Source organism: Flavobacterium sp. ZT3R18 (assembly GCF_007097385.1).
Lineage (GTDB): Bacteria > Bacteroidota > Bacteroidia > Flavobacteriales > Flavobacteriaceae > Flavobacterium.
Window position 1 is genome coordinate 17,204 of sequence record NZ_VJZS01000003.1, and the last position, 22,546, is coordinate 39,749.

20 protein-coding genes are annotated in these 22,546 nt (G+C 34.8%); 10 read left to right on the top strand and 10 right to left on the bottom strand.

Annotated elements, in window-relative coordinates; genetic code table 11:
- Nucleotides 1-667: 667 nt before the first annotated feature.
- The 4 genes from FNW52_RS04480 to FNW52_RS04495 form a co-directional block, all read right to left on the bottom strand.
- A complete protein-coding gene (locus FNW52_RS04480) occupies nucleotides 668-2,161 on the bottom strand; it encodes a tyrosinase family protein (protein WP_143376273.1) in 1,494 nt (497 codons plus the stop codon).
- Nucleotides 2,162-2,202: 41 nt separating this feature from the next.
- A complete protein-coding gene (locus FNW52_RS04485; RefSeq protein ID WP_143376274.1) occupies nucleotides 2,203-2,631 on the bottom strand; it encodes a hypothetical protein in 429 nt (142 codons plus the stop codon).
- A 17-nt stretch (nucleotides 2,632-2,648) separates the two neighbouring features.
- Nucleotides 2,649-3,611 carry a multicopper oxidase domain-containing protein gene (locus tag FNW52_RS04490; RefSeq protein ID WP_255515487.1) on the bottom strand — a complete coding sequence of 321 codons (963 nt, stop codon included), beginning with the start codon at nucleotides 3,609-3,611 and terminating at the stop codon, nucleotides 2,649-2,651.
- A gap of 172 nt (nucleotides 3,612-3,783) precedes the next feature.
- Nucleotides 3,784-4,290 carry a hypothetical protein gene (locus FNW52_RS04495; RefSeq protein ID WP_185965919.1) on the bottom strand — a complete coding sequence of 169 codons (507 nt, stop codon included), beginning with the start codon at nucleotides 4,288-4,290 and terminating at the stop codon, nucleotides 3,784-3,786.
- Between the two features lie 93 nt (nucleotides 4,291-4,383).
- Here FNW52_RS04495 and FNW52_RS04500 point away from each other — a divergent pair, with 93 nt between their 5' ends.
- The 10 genes from FNW52_RS04500 (at nucleotide 4,384) to FNW52_RS04545 (ending at nucleotide 15,363) form a co-directional block, all read left to right on the top strand.
- The gene (locus FNW52_RS04500; RefSeq protein WP_143376275.1) at nucleotides 4,384-4,998 is read left to right on the top strand and encodes a hypothetical protein; all 615 of its coding nucleotides are present in this window, start codon (nucleotides 4,384-4,386) and stop codon (nucleotides 4,996-4,998) included.
- Between the two features lie 194 nt (nucleotides 4,999-5,192).
- On the top strand, nucleotides 5,193-6,212 hold the full coding sequence (locus FNW52_RS04505; RefSeq protein WP_143376276.1) for a YafY family protein: 1,020 nt from the start codon (nucleotides 5,193-5,195) through the stop codon (nucleotides 6,210-6,212).
- Nucleotides 6,213-6,468: 256 nt separating this feature from the next.
- Nucleotides 6,469-6,948 carry a MarR family winged helix-turn-helix transcriptional regulator gene (locus tag FNW52_RS04510; RefSeq protein ID WP_143376277.1) on the top strand — a complete coding sequence of 160 codons (480 nt, stop codon included), beginning with the start codon at nucleotides 6,469-6,471 and terminating at the stop codon, nucleotides 6,946-6,948.
- Between the two features lie 69 nt (nucleotides 6,949-7,017).
- Nucleotides 7,018-9,408, top strand: a complete 2,391-nt coding sequence (locus FNW52_RS04515) for a 3-hydroxyacyl-CoA dehydrogenase/enoyl-CoA hydratase family protein (RefSeq protein ID WP_143376278.1) — start codon at nucleotides 7,018-7,020, stop codon at nucleotides 9,406-9,408.
- Nucleotides 9,409-9,502: 94 nt separating this feature from the next.
- Complete coding sequence (locus FNW52_RS04520) at nucleotides 9,503-10,684, top strand: acetyl-CoA C-acyltransferase (protein WP_143376279.1); 1,182 nt, start codon at nucleotides 9,503-9,505, stop codon at nucleotides 10,682-10,684.
- 167 nt (nucleotides 10,685-10,851) lie between these two features.
- Nucleotides 10,852-12,642, top strand: a complete 1,791-nt coding sequence (locus FNW52_RS04525) for an acyl-CoA dehydrogenase family protein (protein WP_143376280.1) — start codon at nucleotides 10,852-10,854, stop codon at nucleotides 12,640-12,642.
- Nucleotides 12,643-12,888: 246 nt separating this feature from the next.
- The gene (locus FNW52_RS04530; RefSeq protein WP_143376281.1) at nucleotides 12,889-13,479 is read left to right on the top strand and encodes a TetR/AcrR family transcriptional regulator; all 591 of its coding nucleotides are present in this window, start codon (nucleotides 12,889-12,891) and stop codon (nucleotides 13,477-13,479) included.
- 81 nt (nucleotides 13,480-13,560) lie between these two features.
- On the top strand, nucleotides 13,561-14,076 hold the full coding sequence (locus tag FNW52_RS04535; protein ID WP_143376282.1) for a DinB family protein: 516 nt from the start codon (nucleotides 13,561-13,563) through the stop codon (nucleotides 14,074-14,076).
- Between the two features lie 10 nt (nucleotides 14,077-14,086).
- Nucleotides 14,087-14,587: a thioesterase family protein gene (locus FNW52_RS04540; RefSeq protein WP_255515488.1), complete on the top strand. Its 501-nt coding sequence runs from the start codon at nucleotides 14,087-14,089 to the stop codon at nucleotides 14,585-14,587.
- A 161-nt stretch (nucleotides 14,588-14,748) separates the two neighbouring features.
- The gene (locus tag FNW52_RS04545; protein ID WP_185965920.1) at nucleotides 14,749-15,363 is read left to right on the top strand and encodes an HD domain-containing protein; all 615 of its coding nucleotides are present in this window, start codon (nucleotides 14,749-14,751) and stop codon (nucleotides 15,361-15,363) included.
- Between the two features lie 148 nt (nucleotides 15,364-15,511).
- Here the strand turns inward: FNW52_RS04545 and FNW52_RS04550 are convergent, their stop codons facing one another.
- The 6 genes from FNW52_RS04550 to FNW52_RS04575 form a co-directional block, all read right to left on the bottom strand.
- A complete protein-coding gene (locus tag FNW52_RS04550; protein WP_143376283.1) occupies nucleotides 15,512-16,501 on the bottom strand; it encodes a DUF6515 family protein in 990 nt (329 codons plus the stop codon).
- An 83-nt stretch (nucleotides 16,502-16,584) separates the two neighbouring features.
- Nucleotides 16,585-17,649, bottom strand: a complete 1,065-nt coding sequence (locus FNW52_RS04555; RefSeq protein ID WP_143376284.1) for an AI-2E family transporter — start codon at nucleotides 17,647-17,649, stop codon at nucleotides 16,585-16,587.
- Nucleotides 17,650-17,688: 39 nt separating this feature from the next.
- Nucleotides 17,689-18,393: a potassium channel family protein gene (locus tag FNW52_RS04560; protein ID WP_143376285.1), complete on the bottom strand. Its 705-nt coding sequence runs from the start codon at nucleotides 18,391-18,393 to the stop codon at nucleotides 17,689-17,691.
- Between the two features lie 77 nt (nucleotides 18,394-18,470).
- The gene (locus FNW52_RS04565; RefSeq protein ID WP_143376286.1) at nucleotides 18,471-20,039 is read right to left on the bottom strand and encodes an MFS transporter; all 1,569 of its coding nucleotides are present in this window, start codon (nucleotides 20,037-20,039) and stop codon (nucleotides 18,471-18,473) included.
- A gap of 4 nt (nucleotides 20,040-20,043) precedes the next feature.
- The gene (locus FNW52_RS04570) at nucleotides 20,044-21,108 is read right to left on the bottom strand and encodes an HlyD family secretion protein (RefSeq protein ID WP_143376287.1); all 1,065 of its coding nucleotides are present in this window, start codon (nucleotides 21,106-21,108) and stop codon (nucleotides 20,044-20,046) included.
- A 9-nt stretch (nucleotides 21,109-21,117) separates the two neighbouring features.
- Nucleotides 21,118-22,452 carry a TolC family protein gene (locus tag FNW52_RS04575; protein WP_143376288.1) on the bottom strand — a complete coding sequence of 445 codons (1,335 nt, stop codon included), beginning with the start codon at nucleotides 22,450-22,452 and terminating at the stop codon, nucleotides 21,118-21,120.
- Nucleotides 22,453-22,546: the final 94 nt, after the last annotated feature.

Below are 22,546 nucleotides of genomic sequence, written 5' to 3' on the forward strand. Positions count from 1 at the left end.
TTTTTTTGTTTTTAGGTTAATATTTGCGTTAATGCTATATACTTTTTCACAGTCAATAGTATAGCACATCCCAAATTTATTCTATAAAGCAACATCAAACAAGAGTACAAATACTTGTTTTTCAGATATTTAACCGTAAAAAATATCTTTTTTTAGCTACATTAGATCAGAGTGATAAATAAATAAATTGAGAAAAAATTGGAGGTGTTTGGTTCTGTTTGGGTAAGGGTAAAGGTAGTATTGTAGTGTTCAATTATTTAATGTAATGTAAAAAAATTATATTTAATGAAGTTATTAGGCACACAAAGCGTCCTGAATTGGGACGCTTTTGATTTGTGGAAAATAATTTAACCCGTAAAACTCATTTAATGGTAAATAACACCCTACTTTTATGCCTGTATCGGAGTCTGGCGCATCTAGTCCCAAGGATTCGCTTCTAGATATGACTTCGAAAAGGATTAGGTTTTTAGTTTTCTGATGGCTATTTTATTTTTAATAATTCTACCATAAAAAGGATTGTTACATTTTTGTCAAGCTCTATTTACAGCAACTTTTTTCGTATTTTTTTTATAACCTTCCTTTCAAATTTAATAAAAAAAAATAGCATAAAAAAGCGATACTTTATACAAGTACCGCTTTTTTAAAATATTAGTTCTTAGCTAATGGCTTAGTTTATCTTTGCCATACTCATTTTTTCTAGTGTTACTTTAGCATCACCAATTCCTTTCTTTTGAATGATAATTTCGAAATTGCCATCCGAATCCAATAAATCATCTGAAACATAATAGGAAAAATTAAGTTTAACTCCATTCTCTCCAATCGTATGATTTTCTCCAGTTCCATGATCATGAGCAACTCCAAAGAAAGTCATCATCCCAACATATTGGTCTTCTTTCCCTGGATAACGAAGATAAACAGTATAATAATCTCTTGGTTCTTTGTAAACCACTACATCTAAATTCAGCACGATATTGGAATTAACTCCGCTTTTGAAAGATTTATTAGTGTCTTTCGCAAATTTACTTGTCACTTTTTGAACAAAAGCCTTTTCTTCGATTGGTTTACCTATTTTTTGTTCCCATATAATTTTCTCTTGTGAATCTTGAAATGAAATTTTACTCTTTGCTGATGATTCATTAGAAGCTAAAATCACAGGGTCATTAGAAGCTAAAGCTTGAGGATTGGATTCATAAAGTAAATTATCATATTTGTAATCTAAATTAAAGACTACATTATATACTTCTTCCATAGTATAGGTTACCTGTTTTCCATCTGGAGCTATAAACTGATAAGGCCAAGGATAAGCTTGTAAATCTGCTAAAGTTGGGCGTTGCCCATAAGTTGAAACATCCCAAGATTCCCAAATACGATCAACCATACTATGATGCAACCAAAAAACAGGATCAAATCCTGCAGAATCAACATTTGCCATTAATCCAGACATATTTTCCTGATATATTTGGTTATAATACGTTTCTTTTGGGTCTGCATATTCTCCTCCTATAAGATCGTGCATATAACCATGAGGTGCAATTTCTAATTGTTTACTAAATCCAGCATTTCCTACAAATGAAGGGTTTGTTTTTAATTCATTAAGTGCTAATTGAATTTGCTGAACTTGATCTGTTTGAATTGGTTTTCCATCGTTAAGAATACTATATCTAGCTGCTTCATACAAAGAACCCGTTTTATTTGTTGTTTGCGCTGCCATAATATTATCAGTAACTTTTATACTTCCATAATTCCAATAGGGCAAAGCAAAATCTTTCTTTCCGGATAATTCTCTAATTATTTTTTCTAAATACCAAGTATACATTCTATGCCACAAAAGAAAATTCAAATTTGCATTTTGTGTACCATTATGTGTACAATCACTCCAAGCCCATAATTTATCTGCACTTGTTTGATATTTTGGACAAAGTGCATTTATTCCATTGATATTATCTGGAATATTATGCATTGCCCCTTGATAATACCAAGCTAGACCATTTTCGCAACCCATGTCTCGCATTTTTTTGAAGGCTACATTCATTGCTTCAAGATCAGCCTGTGCTTCAGGTGTATTAGCATTTTTTCGAACATAGATCGTGTTGCTTCTATCTTGACTATAGCTTAAACCTGCAATCAAAATGGCTGATAATAAAAGAATACTTTTTTTCATATTGTTTGTTTTTTAAGTGGATATTATTATTTTTATTTACATCAAAGCACTTCGACTTCAAAGGTTAGAATCTTAACATAATCCGGATTTGCTTTATCATAAATTTTAAACTTTACGATTCCATTACCTACTCTGTTAGTAGGAATTACATGAATAGCAATAAATCCTTGCTGATCTGCATTTAGTTTATTAAAAATAGAACCTTTTGGAATTCCTATTTGGCACGCTCCATGCTGGCACATCGAACAATCCCATTCTTTTGGAAATGTATTAGATATTGTTTCCCAAACAAGATATATAGGTTGATTAGAAACATTTTCTACTTTTATTTTAGAAATATCTAAGCGTTTATTTTTTAGTAAACTTTCCTTGTTGGTTGCATTACCTACTACAGAAAAAGTGGGCTTATTTTGCGCAAATGCGAAAGAAAAAGACAAAAGAACAATGATCTTTAAAAATATTTTTTTCATGATTGTTTGTTTGAACATTAATAAAAAACAGGAATATTAGCTTTGTGATACATCTTTTTTGAAATCGAATCAATAAAATGATAGACAATGTGCTCCCTTTGATCTACATTTTCTAAAAAAGTAAGCAGTTCAATACACTCCCCAGGATAAAGCTGTACTTTATATCCTTTTGATAATGCTATTATACTAGTAGCGTTTCCAGAAACTAACTGAAGTTTTGTACTCGATGGAAATAGTATTTCATGAAGGTATAACCCCGAATTAACCAAACGAAGAAACACAGCCTCTTTTTTGCTCTCCAAAGATTGCAAACCTTCTATTTTCATGACCATTTTACCATTAATCAAAAAGTAATTTGGTTCATAGACAGGAAGAACTATTGGCTTTAAATCATCATATTCCGCACCCATGATGACATCCGTATGCCATTTAGTGTCTATTTCATAACTACACCATAGTGTTTCACTCAAAGGCTTAACAAATAAAGAATCCTTTTCTTTTGGTCGTATTATGATTATTCCAAACATCCCTGCTTGACGATTAAATGGATAATTCTCTGGACTATAATAAAGATAGGTTCCTGGTTTTTTAGCCACAAAAGAATAAAATCCATGCTCCATATGATGAATGGCTTCTTTTTTCTTCATTACTTCTTTGGCATCATTGTGCTGTACAAACTCCATTTCTTTACAATACAGAGAGATTGGATTTCCCTGAGAAATATTCCATAAATCAATACTTATATTATCGCCTTCCATAACATCAATACAAGAACCAGGCAGCGTTACTTGCCCAGAAAGAGAATTGCTGAAACCAAAAGTTCGTACCTCCAAATTTTTCTTAACATCTAGCTTTCCTGTTGTTCTCCCTATAATTAACCTTTCATTTTGAGAAAACAAAAATCCACTAGCAAACAAAAAAGAAAATAACAGTATGATTTTATTCCATCTGTTCATTTGCAAACTCAAATTAATAATCATATACCAACTGTTCGGTTATTACAATTCAAATTTAGAACCATTAAAAACTAAAAAAAAGCGTATAAACACCTGTATTTCAACCAAAAAAAAACAACTGTTTTCCCAACTTAAACTACCAAGACTTACTGTCGCTTGGGGAGGATTTGAACCTCTATCTTTTGAATTTCCTTTTCTAAAAACAGCCGTAAAAAACTTGAAAGCAAGGCAATTTCAACTCTTTTCGCCACATAACAACCACTTGATTTCTGTCGTCTAAAACAAATTCTACAAGGTATTTGTCTTTGATGCAATCATTATAGATTTCTATTTTTATAATCGCATCCTTCCGATTGTCTTTCGCTTTTCGCATAAGCAAAACATCAAATGCGATGGCATGTTTTTCTAGAAAACGCAAAGTGGGTTCTTTGTATGTATCGACTCTGCCTGATACCAAAAGAATGGCATAACCCAATTGTTTGTAATTCTTCAATAGATTGGCTACTGGCTCGTTTAGCAAATCTTCATCACACTTGCTGGCATTAAATGGATTCCGACCATTCATCAAGCATAATGTTCCATCCAAGTCACAGATAATTGCTTTTGGTAAATCTGGCTTTTGGGTACAATATATAGGTGCATCTTTGAATAAGATATTGTGTTTCTTTTTGGTGCTTTTTGCTGTTACAGCTTCATTTTTCATTGTTACTATTTTTGATGATACAAATGTTTTACCTAAGTACGCAATTATTTTGCGCAGTATAAAATAATTTGTATTTTTGGTTAAATACTACTTATGAATTTACAAGACAGACATTCCGAATTGTTAATTACAATTGGCATCAATCCAAATGAGATCAATAGTTTATGGCTAGATTTAGAAAAAGCGTATTCTGCTAAATCAAGACAATATCATAATTTGAATCATTTAAAGGAAATGATTGAATTATTCGACAGACATCATAGTAGCCTCAAAAATCCGAACGAAGTTTTATATAGTATTTTCTACCATGATTACATTTATAAAGCCACCCGAAAAGATAACGAATTGAAAAGTGCCGAATATGCCTTAGCAATTTTACCCAATGCAATTTCACTCAATAAACAATTGGTTTTTGACGCGATTTGTGCTACGCAACTGCATCAACACAATAAAATTGAAGACATTAACTGGTTGATTGATTTTGATTTGAAAATACTTTCTAAAGACTGGAAAAACTATCAAATGTATTGCAATCAGATTAGGAAAGAATATAAAATGTACCCGAACATTTTGTACAAACCCGGAAGAAGAAAAGCTTTGGGTCATTTCTTGGAGCAGGAGTTTATTTATAATACAGAAATCTTCCGAAACCTGTTTGATGAAAATGCAAAAGCTAATATTAAAAGAGAAATTTCTTTATTAACGTGAATTGCGTGAGGGATTACTTCACTTAGTTCTTATTATCATCGGAGTTCAGTGAACTTCGTTTGAAGTGGAGCTCTTTTTTCTTTATCAATTGCCTCGGGTTTAAACCCGAGGCAATTGATAAAGAAAAAAAGCGGGAACGTAAAGCCCGACCCGAAGTTTTTCACGAAGGATCACGCCAAAATAAAAACGAAACTATGTCTCAAAACAAGAATGCTTTAATTCGGTATAAAACCATTGACAAATGCCTGCAAAATCAGTATCGGCAATGGACTCTCGACGACTTGATTGAAGCGTGTTCCGAGGCTTTGTTTGAATATGAAGGTCGGGAGAACTCAGTTAGTAAACGCACTGTTCAAATGGATATTCAGCTCATGCGGTCGGAGAAATTGGGGTATAATGCGCCTATTGTGGTCTATGACAAGAAGTTTTACAAATACGAAGACGACGGTTTTACGATTACCGATATTCCGCTGACAGAAACCGATATCAATGTGCTGACTGAGACGGTTTCGATGTTGAAACAGTTTAAGGATTTCTCTTTATTTAATGATGTTTCGGATATTTTACAGCGGTTGGAAGATAAAATCTATGCCGAAAAGTCGCATACGCAACCCGTGATTCATTTGGACAAAAATGAACATTTGAAAGGTTTGCATTTTCTGGAAGAAATCTATCAGGCAATCATCAAAAAAAATGTTTTGGTCATTACGTACAAGTCATTCAAATCTACCGAAGAACGAGAATTCAACTTTCATCCTTTTATATTGAAGGAATTCAATAACTGCTGGTTTCTGGTGGGACGAAGAAAGGGTAGCCAACCGATTACCAATTTAGCACTCGACCGAATCATTTCGATTGACTATAACTTGACATTGCCCTATTTGGAACAAAACTTCAATCCTGACACTTTTTATAAAAACGTGGTTGGTGTTACCGTAAACACGGGGATGCAACCCAGACGTATCGAACTTTTGATTGATGCCAACAATGCGCCTTATGTTACGACCAAACCGCTGCACAATTCACAACGACTGATTAAACAAAATGAGGATGGCAGTATAATTGTTCATTTGTTTATCATTCATAATTTTGAATTGGAACGCATTTTATTGGGGTTTGGGGATAGTCTTGAAGTGCTTCGTCCCGAAAATTTACGCGAACGCATGAAAGTAATATTCCAAAAAGGATTGCTTCGGTATGAGAAATTCAGATAGATTTGATACTGATGTTTTTAGTGTAAAAAAACAACTGAAATCTGTGCAAATTTATGAAATCTGTACTCACTTTTTTTAATTCTGAATAATTAGCATTTCTGTTAAAACAAAAAAATACAGCGCATGCATAATATTTCCTAAACTCCTTATTTTAAAGGAGTTTTTTATTTATATTTATAAAAAATTAAAAAAAAACGAAATTTATTATGCATGCATAGTATTTTTTTTATTACATTTGAAATCGTTATCGTAAAATATGAAAAACAAAACAATAGATTATATCCTAAGAGCAACTTGGCAAGCTGTATCGAGAATGTATAATGAAGAAGCTGCAAAATATGACGCAACTATGGCAACTGGTTTTGCCTTATTAAGTATTGACAGAGAAGTAGGAACGCCTTCTACAGCATTAGGACCCAGAATGGGCATGGAAGCCACAAGCTTGACAAGAACGTTAAAATCCATGGAGGAAAAAGGGTTAATAATCAGAAAGAAAAACCCAGAAGACGGTAGAGGAGTTTTGATTTACCTAACCGAATTTGGAAGAGAAAAAAGAGAGCTTTCTAAGAATACCGTTTTGAATTTTAATGAAACCGTTAGAAAACATGTTTCGGAAGAAAAGCTTAACAATTTCATGGAAGTAGCCGAAATTATCAACGAACTAATTCAGAATAAAAACATATTTAATCAACAAGAAAACAGTAATGATGACATCGCCAAGATTCAAAACCATTAAAAATAATTAAAGATAAAGATACCTCCCGATAGCTATCGGGATCAATTAAAAAACAAATATTAACTAAGTATGAAACGCACAATTAAAAAAGTTGCAGTAATTGGATCCGGGATTATGGGTTCAGGAATTGCTTGTCATTTTGCCAACATTGGAGTCGAAGTCTTGCTTTTGGACATTGTTCCAAGAGAATTGACGGATGCAGAAGCCAAAAAAGGGCTTACACTTGAGAGTAAAATTGTTCGCAACCGTGTGGTAAACGAACATTTGGCCAACTCCTTAAAATCGAAGCCCTCTCCTATTTACAGTCAGAAATTCGCTAGCCGAATTATAACTGGAAACACGACGGACGATATGGCCAAGATTGCCAATGTAGATTGGATCATCGAAGTGGTTGTAGAACGTTTGGATATCAAAAAATTGGTTTTTGAACAAATCGAAAAATTCAGAAAACCGGGAACTTTGGTAACATCAAACACTTCTGGCATTCCAATTCACTTTATGAGCGAAGGACGCAGCGAAGATTTCCAAAAACACTTCTGCGGTACTCACTTTTTTAACCCTGCGCGTTACTTAAAATTATTCGAAATCATTCCTGGTCCGCAAACTTCAACGGAAGTTTTGGATTTCTTAACCATATACGGAGAGAAATTCTTGGGTAAAACTTCGGTTGTTGCCAAAGATACTCCTGCCTTTATCGGTAACCGTATTGGTATTTACGGGATTCAAAGTTTGTTCCACTTGGTAAAAGAGTTGGGATTAACTATTGAAGAAGTAGATAAATTGACAGGACCGGTTATTGGTCGCCCAAAATCGGCTACTTTCAGAACTGTGGATGTCGTTGGATTGGATACTTTGGTACATGTTGCCAACGGAATCTACGAAAACTGCCCAACAGACGAACAACACGAGTTGTTTAAACTTCCAGAATTCGTCAACAAAATGATGGAAAACAAATGGTACGGAAGTAAAACAGGTCAAGGTTTCTACAAAAAAGTGGACAGAGACATTCTTTCTTTGGACTTGGACACTCTGGAATACCGTCCTGCCAAAAGAGCTTCTTTTGCTACTTTGGAATTAACAAAAACGATTGACAAACCCATCAACAGATTCAAGGTTCTGGTAAAAGGAAAAGACAAAGCAGGCGAATTCTACAGAAAAAGTTTCTCTGGAATGTTTGCTTATGTTTCGAACCGTATTCCTGAAATCTCTGATGAATTATACAAAATAGACGATGCCATGAAAGCTGGTTTTGGATGGGAAAATGGTCCATTCGAAATTTGGGATGCCATTGGTGTTGAAAAAGGAATTGAAATCATGAAAGCCGAAGGTCAAGAGCCTGCAGCTTGGGTTACTGAAATGATTGCTTCTGGAAGTAAAAGTTTTTATACTATTAAAGAAGGAGCTACCTATTTCTATAATATTCCAACAAAATCACAAACTAAAGTTCCTGGTCAAGATGCCTTTATCATCCTGAACAACATTCGCGAAAGCAAAAAAGTATGGAGCAATAGTGGTGCTATCATACAAGATTTAGGAGACGGAATTTTGAATTTAGAATTCCAATCTAAAATGAATACCATTGGTGGTGATGTTTTACAAGCTATCAATAAAGCGATCGATTTATCTGAAAAAGAATACCAAGGTTTGGTTATTGGAAATCAAGCATCGAATTTCTCTGTTGGTGCCAATATTGGAATGATTTTCATGATGGCGGTAGAACAAGAATACGATGAGTTGAATATGGCCATCAAAATGTTCCAAGACACGATGATGCGTGTGCGTTATTCTGGAATCCCAGTAGTTGTTGCTCCTCACGGAATGACTTTTGGTGGTGGTTGCGAAATGAGCTTACATGCTGATAAAGTGGTTGCTGCAGCAGAAACCTACATGGGATTAGTAGAATTTGGTGTTGGGGTTATTCCTGGCGGTGGTGGTTCGAAAGAATTGGCCATGCGTGCATCCGATTTATTCCGTAAAAACGATGTGGAATTGAATGTTTTACAAGAATATTTCATGACCATCGCTATGGCAAAAGTATCAACTTCGGCTTACGAAGCTTTTGATACTGGACTTTTACAACACGGTAAAGATATTGTGGTAGTAAACAAAGACCGTCAAATTGCCGAAGCTAAGAAACATGCCTTATTAATGGCCGAAGCGGGTTATACACAACCAATCCGTAGAACTGATGTGAAAGTTTTGGGTAAACAAGCTTTAGGAATGTTCTTAGTAGGAACCAATCAAATGGTTGCTGGTAAATACATCTCAGAACACGATTTAAAAATTGCAAACAAACTGGCTTATGTTATGGCTGGTGGTGATTTATCGGAACACACTTTGGTATCTGAGCAATATTTATTAGACCTTGAACGCGAAGCATTTTTATCACTTTGTACTGAGAGAAAAACATTGGAGAGAATTCAATTTATGTTAACCAAGGGAAAACCACTTCGTAATTAGAAAATAAAACAAAGAGAATAGAATATAGATTTAAGACAACGTTTAAAAATCTATTTTCTATTCTCTATATTCTCTACTCTTAAAAATAAAAAATATGAAAACAGCATATATAGTTAAGGCTTATCGTACTGCGGTAGGAAAAGCACCAAAAGGAGTTTTTAGATTTAAAAGACCTGATGAGTTGGCTGCAGAAACCATTCAATACATGATGAATGAATTGCCTGATTTTGACAAAACTCGTATTGATGATGTTATGGTAGGAAATGCCATGCCAGAAGCAGAACAAGGTTTGAACGTGGGACGATTGATCTCTTTGATGGGATTAAAAGTGGATGATGTACCGGGTGTTACCGTAAACAGATATTGCGCATCGGGATTGGAAACAATCGGAATGGCAACTGCTAAAATCCAATCAGGAATGGCACATTGTATCATTGCCGGTGGAGCCGAAAGCATGAGTTATATTCCAATGGGAGGTTACAAACCTACTCCGGATTATGCTGTTGCAAAAGCGGGACATGAGGATTACTACTGGGGAATGGGATTAACATCGGAAGCGGTGGCAAAACAATTCAACATCTCTCGTGCAGACCAAGATGAATTTGCTTTTCAATCACACAACAAAGCATTGAAAGCACAAGCTGAAGGTAAATTTGACAAACAAATTGTACCAATTACGGTAGAACAAACTTTTATCAATGAAAATGGTAAAAAAGAAACCAAATCGTATGTAGTAAACAAAGACGAGGGCCCAAGAGTTGGAACTTCTTTGGAAGGATTAGCAGGTCTTAGAGCTGTTTTTGCTGCTGACGGAAGTGTAACGGCTGGTAACTCTTCACAAATGAGTGATGGTGCTGCTTTTGTACTGGTTATGAGCGAAGAAATGGTAAAAGAATTAAACCTGGAACCGATAGCTCGTTTGGTAAACTTCGCCTCTGCAGGTGTTGAGCCAAGAATCATGGGAATTGGTCCTGTAAAAGCGATTCCAAAAGCGTTGAAACAAGCGGGATTGACTTTAAACGATATCGATTTAATTGAGCTAAACGAAGCTTTTGCTTCACAAGCATTGGCAGTTACCCGTGAATTGAACTTGAATCCTGATATTATCAATGTGAATGGTGGTGCTATTGCTTTAGGACACCCACTTGGTTGTACTGGAGCCAAATTATCTGTTCAATTGTTTGACGAGATGAAACGCAGAGGAAGCAAATATGGAATTGTGAGTATGTGTGTGGGAACTGGACAAGGTTCTGCAGGGATTTATGAGTTAATGTAAAGCCCCCTAACCCCCGAAGGGGGAATTTCTAAGATTGCCAATAAAAATTAAATTTACAAGTTCTTTAAAAAAAGTATAATCACATCTTTAACTTTATTTAGGTTAAAGAATTTAAAACCCTACTTACCCCTAGTAGGAATTCCCCCTTTGGGGGTTAGGGGGCTGATATGAGCGACAAAACAAGAGGTGGTCAATTCATCGTAAAAGAAACAAAATGTGAAGCTATTTTCACGCCAGAAGATTTCAATGAAGAGCAGTTAATGATGCGTGACTCTGTAAAAGAGTTCGTTGATAAAGAATTGTGGGCACACAAAGATCGTTTTGAGAAAAAAGACTACGCCTATACACAAGAGTGTATGAAAAAAGCGGGAGATCTTGGTTTCTTAAGCGTAGCTGTACCTGAAGCTTATGGCGGAATGGGGATGGGATTTGTAAATACTGTTTTGGTATGTGATTATATTTCGGGAGCAACGGGTTCATTCTCTACTGCTTTTGGAGCACACACTGGAATTGGAACAATGCCAATCACATTATACGGAACTGAAGAGCAAAAACAAAAATATGTACCAAAATTAGCTTCTGGAGAATGGTTTGGAGCGTATTGCTTGACTGAGCCAGGTGCTGGATCGGATGCGAATTCTGGAAAAACAAAAGCTGTTTTATCAGAAGACGGAAAAACATATTCGATCACTGGACAAAAAATGTGGATTTCGAATGCTGGATTTTGTTCGGTATTCATCGTTTTCGCAAGAATTGGTGACGACAAAAACATTACTGGATTTATCGTAGAAAACACTCCTGATAATGGAATTTCTATGAATGAAGAAGAGCATAAATTAGGTATTCGTGCTTCTTCTACTCGTCAGGTTTTCTTCAATGATACTAAAGTTCCTGCTGAAAACATGTTGTCTGAAAGAGGAAACGGTTTCAAAATCGCAATGAATGCCTTGAACGTAGGGCGTATCAAATTGGCAGCAGCTTGTTTGGACGCACAACGTAGAGTAATTACTCAAGCAGTAAACTATTCTAATGAAAGAATTCAGTTTAATACTGCTATTTCACAATTTGGCGCTATTCGTTCTAAATTAGCTGAAATGGCGACTTCTTGCTACGCAGGAGAAAGTGCTTCTTACCGTGCTGCAAAAGATATTGAAGATCGTATCACAGAACGTGAAGCCGCTGGATCTTCTCATCAAGAAGCCGAATTGAAAGGTGTTGAAGAATATGCTATCGAGTGTTCTATCTTGAAAGTAGCTGTTTCTGAAGACGTTCAAGCTTGTGCCGATGAAGGAATTCAAATTTTTGGTGGAATGGGATTCTCAGAAGACACGCCTATGGAAAGTGCCTGGAGAGACGCTCGTATTGCTCGTATATACGAGGGAACAAACGAAATCAACAGAATGCTTTCGGTTGGTATGTTGATCAAGAAAGCCATGAAAGGGCATGTTGATTTGCTGGGACCTGCTTCTAAAGTACAAGAAGAATTAATGGGAATTCCATCTTTTGAAACTCCAGATTATTCTGAGTTGTTTGCTGAAGAAAAAGAAATGATTACCAAATTGAAAAAAGCGTTCCTAATGGTTGCAGGTGGAGCGGTTCAAAAATACGGTCCAGACTTAGACGCACACCAACAATTATTGATGGCAGCTTCTGATATCTTAATCGAAATCTACATGGCTGAAAGTACCATCTTGAGAACCGAAAAATTAGCCAAAGCAAACGGTGCTGACAAAGTAAAAGAACAAATCGCCATGGCGCAATTGTACTTGTACCAAGCGGTTGACATTATCACTCAAAAAGGAAAAGAAAGCATTATTTCTTTTGCTGAAGGTGACGAACAACGTATGATGTTAATGGGATTACGTCGTTTCACTAAATACACTAACATGCCAAATGTTGTTGGTTTAAGAGAAACGATTACTACAAAATTAGTTGCAGAAAACGCATACTGCTTCTAATATAAACTCTTTTTTTTAGTTTTTTTTTTTGTTTAAAAAGCCGCTATTGTCCCTGAATGACAATGCGGCTTTTTCTTTTATGGCTTATTTTTATTTTGAATAAGAAAAGAAAAAGAATATTTTTACTCTTCGCCTTAACCTATGGATTTAGACGAAGGACTCAAAAAAGTTTAGTTTTTTTTTAAAATAAACATACCGTTTGGTATATTTCAATTACATTTGTATCAAATTAATACATATTTGCTAATGTCTAAAGCAGAACGTACCAAACAATTTATAATCGAAAAAACAGCTCCGATATTCAATGCCAAAGGATACGTGGGGACTTCTATGAATGACATAATGCATGCTACTGGTTTAACCAAAGGTAGTATTTATGGTAATTTCGAAAATAAAGACGAAGTCGCACTGGCTGCTTTTGATCATAATTTTGGTGCAATTGTATCTTATATTAGGCTAAAAATAGAAGTTCGACCTAAAATAATTGATAAACTTTTGGTCTATCCTGAAACGTACAGGAATTATCTAAAATTATCTTTTCTGGAAGCAGGATGCCCCATATTAAATACAGCTACCGAAGCCGACGATACACACCCAATGTTAAGAAAGAGAGCTGTCAATGCGCTTAAGTTATGGCAAAATTCTTTAGAAAAATATATTGAAATAGGCATTGAAACAAAAGAAATTAAAGCGAACACAAACGCTGCTGAATTTTCTGCAATCTTAATGTCACTTATAGAAGGGGCTGTAATGCAAGCTAAAGTTACTGGCAGTTCAACTGTGCTAAATATCACTATGGATTTTTTAGAAAAAATGATTAAAAATTTAAAAGCGTAAAAAAATTTAAAATAAAATATACCGATTGGTATAGTTTGTGTGAATGTAAAAATTTCTATAACCCAATAAAATCAAACAAAGATGAATAAAAACGAAATAATAAATAACTTCAATACAGCACATTTAAAATTTTGGGACACAGCAATTCATTTACCAAATACCAATCTTTCAATAAACGGAAAATGGTCAGTTGCTCACAATGTAGAACATATCAATATCATTCTGTTACGAGTTAATAACTATTTGTCACTCCCTAAATCGACTATCAAATCAAATTTCGGATTGTCAGAAAGAACAGTTGAAAGTAATGAAACAGTTGTCGAAATGTATAAAAATAAGTTAGAAAATGGCACAAAAGCTACGGCTCCATTTATTCCTGAATTAAATTTAGATAAAAATATTAAAGAATTGGTAAGTCAAGGTAATGAGTTGCTCGTAAGCATAATTTCAAATTTACAAGATTGGACAGAAGAAGAATTGGAGATTTACAATTGTCCGCATCCACTATTAGGAATAATTCCCGCCAGAGAAATACTTTATTTTACTATTTATCACGTACAACATCACAACGAAACTATTAAAAATAACTTTATTTAAAACTAAAATTATGCAAATGAATAAAAATCCCAATTCAAAATATAAAATTCGTTTTACAGATTGCGATATGTTCGGACATCTAAATAACTCTAGATATCTGGATTATTTAATTAATGCACGCGAAGACCATTTAAAAGACTTTTACGACTTTGACTTTAATGAGTATTATAAAAATAATTTAGCTTGGGTAATTGGCAGTCACGAAATTGCATATTTACGACCCGCATTTTCCAATGAAATAGTAACAATTCAATCCACATTATTAAATTTAGATATTGAATCACTTCATTTAGAAATTATTATGATGAATGAAGAACAGAATAAAATAAAAGCAATTATGAGATCCAGACTAATTCCAATAAACATAAAAACAGGAAGAAAAGAACAACACAAACCCGATTTTATGGAATGGGCCAAAAATATCGAAAATATAGAAATTGATAAACAATTGAACTTACAACAAAGAATTAAGCAATTAACCGCCGAATATAAAACAAAAGAGAGCGTATAAAAATAAGTGCAAAACCATTTAGTAACATCAAATATAGATTATGATAGGAGATTTTAACTGGGGCAAAAAAACGGGTGGCAAATTAGATAGTTTTGGTAAAATATATTTTGCATTCCAAGCCGTTATAGAAAAATAAAATAATAAAAAGTCTAGTCCACAAATTGTTTTTATCAAATGAAAATGATTTTAAAATCCCCGATTCGGCAATAATAAAACATACAATAGAATTTTTAAAAGATACACATCAGCAATTTTTAATTAACCATTGTTTTAGAACTTATATTTTCGGAAATATTTACAGTAAAAAAGAAAATATTGCTTTTGACAAAGAACTATTGGCTATTGCATCTTTACTACATGATATCGGGCTTACTCACTATCATCAAAACAAACATTCAAATTGTAATTGCTTTGCAATTGAAGGTGCTATTGAAACGGGTTTGTTTCTCGAAAGTTTAGAACAAATGGAAAAGGATAAAATAGAAACAATTCAAAATGCTATAGCATTACATTTAAATATTAAAGTTTCAAAAAATCTACCCGAAGCTTACCTATTAAACAAAGGGGCAGCAATTGATGTTATTGGTAAATATTATAACAATTTCCCTGCCGAAACGATGAGCAAGATTATACAAAATTATTCACGACTTCAATTCAAAAATAAAATTCACGCTTTATTGAAACAACAATGTACATTACGACCTCAATCAAGAATGTCGCTTTTATATCAGCATGGTTTTGATAAATTAATAAAGCATTCTGCTTTTGATGACTAAACCACCATGACCTAAAAGTTCATAGATTTAGTTGGTAGACTGAAATTCTGAAAGGTTGAACACTTATTTATTGGTCACGAATTACACAAATTTTAGAATTAAAAAAAGGGTACAATCAAGATTTGATTGTACCCTTTTTTAAACTTATTTAGTCTTTTTCGACTAAAGCAATTTCATACTTATCTTTACCACCCACTTGAATCGGTTGATAATAGGTTTCTCCAAATTTCACATATTTTACGCTTCCTATGGTTACTTCTACTCCGCCTTCTGGCAAATGATCAACAATTGTTCCGGCTGAAGGGGCAACTACGGTATAACCACCATCAGACTTCTGGTAATAGGCTCCCCCATAATAATAGTTATTGACTGTCCCTGTGTTTACTGTTTCGGCTCCCGAAGGAATATTGACCACCGTTCCTCCAACTGGTGCAGCAACAACGGTGTAACCACCACTACCTGATTGATACCACACTCCGTTGTCATAATGATAAGGATCCGGTTGATTAGCAACACTTACAACAATTGCAGTTACTGCCAATGTTGCAATAAAGAAACCCCAAGGATGCCAAGCTGGTCCCCACATAAATGGACGATAAGGTCTAGGATAATAAGGGTGATAACAATTGTAACCATAACCACCATGATGATACGAAGCATGACCATAATGTATGTTGTTATTGCGTATTACAACAGTATTTCTGCTATTATTTACTTTTATGTTTTTACTATTATCAACATTTACATTGTTATTCTTAACGTTTTTATTATTACTTCCTACATTAGTGGTATTTCCAACTTTATTGTTGTTTCCTATATTTGATTTATTGGATACGTTTCTCGTTCCAGATGTATTGCCACCGGCTCTATTTTTGGTAGAACTTGAAGAACTTTTAACACCTTCCCTATTTGAAGAAGAACCCGAGGTAGGGCTTTTTGCAGTTGAAGTTTGCTTATTATAACTACTACCTCCACTAGGCTTAGAAACAGTTTTTTGTGGTGCTGATCTTTGTGGTGCCGATCTTTGTGATGTTGACCTTTGACGATTTTGTGCAGAAATATCCGTTAGGACAAACAGCATAGCAAATACCATGATTAAAATGGTAAATTGACTCGGTTTTTTAAGTGATTTTTTCATTTTTTCTGTTCTTTGGTTAATAATTAAAAAGTTACATTTTCTTGATTTACTATTTGATACTTATTGAATAATTTCTTCATTATTTAGAAAGAGGAAACTGGTTTATCCTCCATCCAAGCCACAAATAATTTATAGCCGATGGAGAACAAGATTGGCCCTACGAACAAACCGATGAATCCAGACATCATAAATCCGCCAATTACACCTAAGAAGATCACTAACATAGGTACTAAAGCACCTTTCCCTAATAATAGTGGTTTTAGAACATTGTCGGATAATCCACTTAGTATGAAAAATATGGTCCAAAGAATGGCCGCTGTGGTATTATCCAATGAAAAAAGATAGGCAATTACCCCAAGATTGATGATAATGGGCCCTACTTGAATTATCGACAACATTAAACATAATACTGTCAGTACACCAGCGAAAGGAACACCACAACCAAAGAGTCCTATGGCTTGGATTAAAGTTTGGATAATGGCCACACCCAATATTCCTTTGACTACCTGATACACTGTAGATACGGATATATTTAAAAATTCTTCACCTGAATCACCTGCTATTCTCTTGATAAAATTGGTAGCTAAATCTTGTGCACTGGTGGAAACCATTAATATCCCAGCTATGATAACCGAAAGGATAATCTGCAGCAAAGCAACAGTAGAACTAAGAACACTTCCGAGTAGTTTTTTGGATATTTCGACGATTTGTTCTTTGTATTGGAGTACTCCTGTTTCTAAATCTGTGGATAATGCATATAGAAAATCGTACGCTTTATCCCCTATTAATGGCCAATCCTTGATGTTTTGTCCCGGTGTTGCTACTTTGAGTGATCCATCCTCCACTCCTGCTTTTAATTCCATAACCGTTGATGTAACCGAATTAACAAAAAAAACAGTTGGCACAATAATAATTCCTAATAAGGCTGCTGTAATGATAAATGAGGCTAAACTTTTACGCCCCTTTAATTTCTTTTGCAAAAAATTGAATATTGGATACAAGACTATTGCCAATATAATAGCCCAAAGAATTGGCATCATAAAAGGCATTAAAAGGGTAAAACAAAATCCTAAAATAAGGAAAACAAGCCCTAGTTGCAGAATAGTTTCAAAAAGCTGTTTACTTTTGTTTTGGTTTGCATTTTCCATACGAATTGATTTAAAGGTTAGAATAATAAGAGAATATAATTATTGTTTTTGTTTCTTTTTTGCTTTATTTTCATTGGCATCCGAAACAAGACGACCTATCAGAATAACGGGATACAATACTCCAATGATTGCTTCTATTTGAACCAATGAACGAGCAAAAGGATGCAACGGAACTATCTCTCCAAAACCTGTCGTGGTAATTGTTATATAGCTAAAATACAAAAAATTAGCCTGCAAAGTATTACTTTCAAATGGTGGTAATGTAATGGAGAAAGAACCCGGAATCTGTTCATAGGTAAACAAATAAATTACTGCCCAAAGATTAGCCAGAATCATATACACCACTATCGAACCTATAACTCTGTATCCTGTAATTGGGCCTGGTTCAAATACTTTCACCAAAACCAAAAAGATTAATAAACCGAAAGTGCAAATAGTAAGAATGATATCTAACATTATAAAAAACGGAGAGGCATCAAATACATTAATCCATCCGAATAGCATAAACAAAAAAGGAATAATCGAAATTTGAATGGCTTGTCGCTTTGTTTTGGACAAAGAAATAATACCAGCTACCAGAAACAGCATCCAAAATATATTGATGGTAACCATAAAGGAAGAATAACTTCCGAACAACGGAATTAAGACAAAATGCATCGCAAAAAGTAAGACTAGCATGCCGCTAAGGCCACTTTCTTTATCCCAAAAATGATTTAAAAAACGTATTTTTTTTTGTCTTGTCATATTTTTAATTTTTAGTTTAAATTAGTGGCTAAGTCGCTAAGATTCTAAGTTAAAATCTCAGAATCTTAGAGTCTCTACTAAAACGGAATCGGCTCTACTGCAACACTTCCTATTGGTCTTCGTCCTAGTCGGAACAACAAAAGAACCAGAATTGGAAAGAAACATAGCGCTGCCATTACCAAATAAACATCTTTGTAAGCCAGCATTAATGCCGACTGTGACGTTTGATTTGACAGACTTTTTTCGGCTTTTTTCTGTGCTTCTCCAGCCGACAATCCCTGATGTAAATAATAATTCTTATTCTTGTTCAACTGTGCTTGAGCCATAGTGTTTAAAGGTGATAATTGTTGACTTAAGCCTGTTTTATGCTGTACGTTTACATTCGAAATCAAAGTCCCTAAAATAGCGCCACCCAATAATGAGGCAAAAACGGCACGAGAAATAACACCGCTCATCATTCGGGAATCACCCAAGTGTTTGGGTACATTTTCGGAAATATAAAGAGAGGCTGCCGGATACAAAAATCCAATAGCCAATCCTTTGAAAATAAAGGGGGCAAAAAAATCGGCTGATTCAATTTCGGGATAAAATCTAAAATAGAGAATGGTGTGATACAAACCGTAGCAAGCAAAACCAGTAACCCAAAGGGTCGCCAGATAGATTCGTTTGAACAAAAGATAGGTAGATAATGGAATAGCTATAAAAAGACCGATAAGAATCGCCAAATGCGTTCTGGCCACATAAATACTGTCAAAACCAAGAATATTGGTCATAAAACCCGTTACTATGCTTCCTGTACCGTTCATCATTCCCGTATAAAAAAAGAGAAAAGATCCGAAAACAACGTTTCTGTATTTATACACATCAGGATTGATTATGGGTTCTTTGGTAAATCGAGAATGGATCAAATAAATCCCAATTATAATCAGCAAAAAAGCAACTGCCATAGCCACTCTAGGGTCGCTCAACCAATTTCGTGTTTGTCCTTCGGCACAAAGAAAAAGAATAACAATAAAAAATAATAGCATAATAAGCCAACCTCTCCAATCAAACTGAAAGGGCGATTTCATTGGTGCCACATCTTTTTTGTAAAAATACCAAGCCAAAAGTATAGCGAGCAAAAAATTGATATTCAGAAAATAAACCCCAAAAGTCCAGTCGTAAATACTGCTCATTTGCACCCCAAAATATTGATACAACTGCTTACTCCCTTGAAGAATAAACTGAATGATACCGTACAAAATAGGCATATTAAAAACGGGATTGTATTTTAAAATTATCGGAATCATAGAAGCAAAAATTCCAATGATTGATAAAATCGCTAACAAGGTGCGCCAAACCGTAAACCACTGGATCGTGGTTGCATACAACGACGCAGTATTACAAATTATAGACAAAAAGCTTACCGATAAAATCAATGTTCTCACCTTAATTTGCTTCCCTATTTTTAATCCCAAGGGCAAAAATCCTAGCATTGCAAAAAAAGGAATATAGGTCGAATAGGTAAAAACAGTAGTGGAAGCACCAAAATGTCCCAGTATTTGTGAGTTATCGTAAGAGGTTACATTTAAGGCATTAAAAAAAGGAATCGTAAGGAGATAAAGTCCCACAAGAGTAAATACACTTCCTTTTTTGCCTGCTATCATCCTTTTATTTTTTTATTTCCACAGTTACATTCATCCCAGGTTTAACGTCTGCTAACTCTTTTGCGGAAGCTTCAAAATCAATTTTCACAGGAATGCGTTGGGTGACTTTTACAAAATTCCCAGTAGAATTATCCGGCTCTACCATCGAGAATTTCGCCCCTGTTGCAGGCGAAAAGCCCACTACTTTACCTTTGAATTCTTTGTCATCCAATGCGTCAATGGTAATCGTTACTTCTTGGTCTTGCTTGATTCTTTCGATTTGGGTTTCTTTGAAATTGGCCGTAACCCATACCTTTTGGTTTAAAACTAGTGTTGCCACCACTTGGTTGGCATTAATGAGTTCGCCTACAGAAATGGTTCGCTCACCCACATAACCGTCGGCTAGCGCAATGATGCGTGTGTAGGACAACTGTAGTAAGGCATTATCCAAATCAGCCTTTTTACGGGCTACTGTGGCTCTGGATGCTTCCAGATTGGTGTAGCTTTGTTTGGTTGTAGAACTGCTCGCCAATAATTCTTTTTCACCTGCTTTGAGATATGCTTTGGTCGATTGTAATTTTGATACCACTTGATCATATTGATTTTGCGTTACCGCAGAATCAGCGTACATATTTTTGAATCGTTGATAATCCTTTTCGGCTTTATCCAGACTGGCCCTATCGCCTTCCAACTTCTCTTTGGAGGCAGCCTGATTGGAACTAGCTGTAACTATAGATTGCTCTAGCGAATGTAGATTTCCTTCGGCCACAGCCAAATCGGCTTCGGCTTGTTTTACTTTTATCCTATACTCTTCATCATCAAGAACCACCAAAGTATCGCCTTTATGCACCAACTGATTGGCTTCAAAATGGATTGCCGCTATGTGTCCGGATGCTCTTGCTGTAACATTGTTGATATAGGATTCCACTTGAGCATTATTCGTGCTTTCATATCGATGAAAGTCAAAAAACAAACTCAATATCCAAATGCCTCCAGCTATAATAAAAACAAAAGAGAGGATAGTCAATATCGTATTCCTCTTTTTTTCGCTTTTCAAAGCGGTTTCGTTGATTGCGGTTTCTTCGCTCATAAAAAATAATTAAAGTTTACCCATTGCATACTGCAAGGAATAATATTGAATAATCGAATCTATATTGGCATTATTCAGTGAGATTTTTGCTTCGTTCAACTGCAACTCAGCATCGACAATATCACTGATCAAGGCAAAATCATTGTCGTAGCGACTTTTTACAATTTTGTAATTACTCAGCGCCAAATCAACGTCTTTTTTAAAGGTTACAATATTCCGAACACTTTCCGTAAACCGGACAAAAGCCGCTTTAACATCCTGATTGATTACATCTTTGATGGCATCCAAAGCGATGTTACTTTTATCGATTTGCAGTTGGTCACCATTGATGCGATGTTTTAAATTATAAAAACTGGAAATATCCCAATTGAGCGACACTCCCGCTGCCCAATAATTGAGAAGATTGGGGTAATCCGGCCATTGTGCAGGATATTGTGTATTGAGCATCAAATTAGCATTGACATTGGGTTTGAAACCACTCTTGGTAATATCCATAGCCGATTCGGCTATTTTGATATTGATTTCCGAACGTTTGATTTCATTTCGATTTTGATAAGCTTCAGTCAAACTTTCATTCAAACTCAAATCTGTTTTAGGAACTAAAATTCCTTCTAAAACTGGTTTTAATTTGGTATTGGTTGGCAGTCCAATTAATATATCCAAATAATTACTGATTAACTCAATAGAATTGGAACTACGAAAAACGGCTACTTCAAAATTGGATTGTTGCAATTCGGTTCTTAACAAATCACTTTTAAGGTTTTGCCCATTGGCCACCCTTGATTTCAATTGTTTAATTCGAAGCTCCGTATTGATAATGTTCTGCTTGGTAACCTCGATTTGCTTGTATAATTTTTCGAGAGTAAAAAACTGAGCTGTAATGGCTTGCTTAATTTCCGATTCGGTCATCTTTACAACCGATTCCTGCATATTGACAATTAATTGTTGCTTGTCAATTTGATTGTTGATCACACCTCCATAATACAACGGCATAGTAGCAAAAACACTGGCAGAACCTTGATGATCAAAATAATCTACCGTAACATTCTTTCCATAAAAACCATCGTAGATTTTGGGATTTCCAATATAATTATATCCCATATTCAAACCTACCATAGGCACTTTGGCTATTTGGGACTGGCTTAAATTTTCGTTGGCGACACTAACATCCGAATTGGCTATTTTAAGCTGATTGTTATTTTCAATACCTAACTGTATTGCTTCGTCTAATTTTATGATTCTGGCAACTTCCTCATTTTGAGAATATCCAACTTCATAAAAAAGACAAGCAATAATTAGAATAAAAAATTCAATTTTAAGACTTTTAATAATAGGACAATCCATAAACTGTTTTTTAGTTTAAAAAATTCAACTCAGAGAAATACAATTCACTCATCAAAAATACAGATTGCTTTTTTCACTCATAATCAAGCACCTA

Bases quoted from the DNA above. Each gene is read 5' to 3' on its own strand.
- FNW52_RS04480 (WP_143376273.1), bottom strand. From the start codon at position 2,161: ATGAAAAAAAGTATTCTTTTATTATCAGCCATTTTGATTGCAGGTTTA.
- FNW52_RS04485 (WP_143376274.1), bottom strand. From the start codon at position 2,631: ATGAAAAAAATATTTTTAAAGATCATTGTTCTTTTGTCTTTTTCTTTC.
- FNW52_RS04490 (WP_255515487.1), bottom strand. From the start codon at position 3,611: ATGATTATTAATTTGAGTTTGCAAATGAACAGATGGAATAAAATCATA.
- FNW52_RS04495 (WP_185965919.1), bottom strand. From the start codon at position 4,290: ATGAAAAATGAAGCTGTAACAGCAAAAAGCACCAAAAAGAAACACAAT.
- FNW52_RS04500 (WP_143376275.1), top strand. From the start codon at position 4,384: ATGAATTTACAAGACAGACATTCCGAATTGTTAATTACAATTGGCATC.
- FNW52_RS04505 (WP_143376276.1), top strand. From the start codon at position 5,193: ATGTCTCAAAACAAGAATGCTTTAATTCGGTATAAAACCATTGACAAA.
- FNW52_RS04510 (WP_143376277.1), top strand. From the start codon at position 6,469: ATGAAAAACAAAACAATAGATTATATCCTAAGAGCAACTTGGCAAGCT.
- FNW52_RS04515 (WP_143376278.1), top strand. From the start codon at position 7,018: ATGAAACGCACAATTAAAAAAGTTGCAGTAATTGGATCCGGGATTATG.
- FNW52_RS04520 (WP_143376279.1), top strand. From the start codon at position 9,503: ATGAAAACAGCATATATAGTTAAGGCTTATCGTACTGCGGTAGGAAAA.
- FNW52_RS04525 (WP_143376280.1), top strand. From the start codon at position 10,852: ATGAGCGACAAAACAAGAGGTGGTCAATTCATCGTAAAAGAAACAAAA.
- FNW52_RS04530 (WP_143376281.1), top strand. From the start codon at position 12,889: ATGTCTAAAGCAGAACGTACCAAACAATTTATAATCGAAAAAACAGCT.
- FNW52_RS04535 (WP_143376282.1), top strand. From the start codon at position 13,561: ATGAATAAAAACGAAATAATAAATAACTTCAATACAGCACATTTAAAA.
- FNW52_RS04540 (WP_255515488.1), top strand. From the start codon at position 14,087: ATGCAAATGAATAAAAATCCCAATTCAAAATATAAAATTCGTTTTACA.
- FNW52_RS04550 (WP_143376283.1), bottom strand. From the start codon at position 16,501: ATGAAAAAATCACTTAAAAAACCGAGTCAATTTACCATTTTAATCATG.
- FNW52_RS04555 (WP_143376284.1), bottom strand. From the start codon at position 17,649: ATGGAAAATGCAAACCAAAACAAAAGTAAACAGCTTTTTGAAACTATT.
- FNW52_RS04560 (WP_143376285.1), bottom strand. From the start codon at position 18,393: ATGACAAGACAAAAAAAAATACGTTTTTTAAATCATTTTTGGGATAAA.
- FNW52_RS04565 (WP_143376286.1), bottom strand. From the start codon at position 20,039: ATGATAGCAGGCAAAAAAGGAAGTGTATTTACTCTTGTGGGACTTTAT.
- FNW52_RS04570 (WP_143376287.1), bottom strand. From the start codon at position 21,108: ATGAGCGAAGAAACCGCAATCAACGAAACCGCTTTGAAAAGCGAAAAA.
- FNW52_RS04575 (WP_143376288.1), bottom strand. From the start codon at position 22,452: ATGGATTGTCCTATTATTAAAAGTCTTAAAATTGAATTTTTTATTCTA.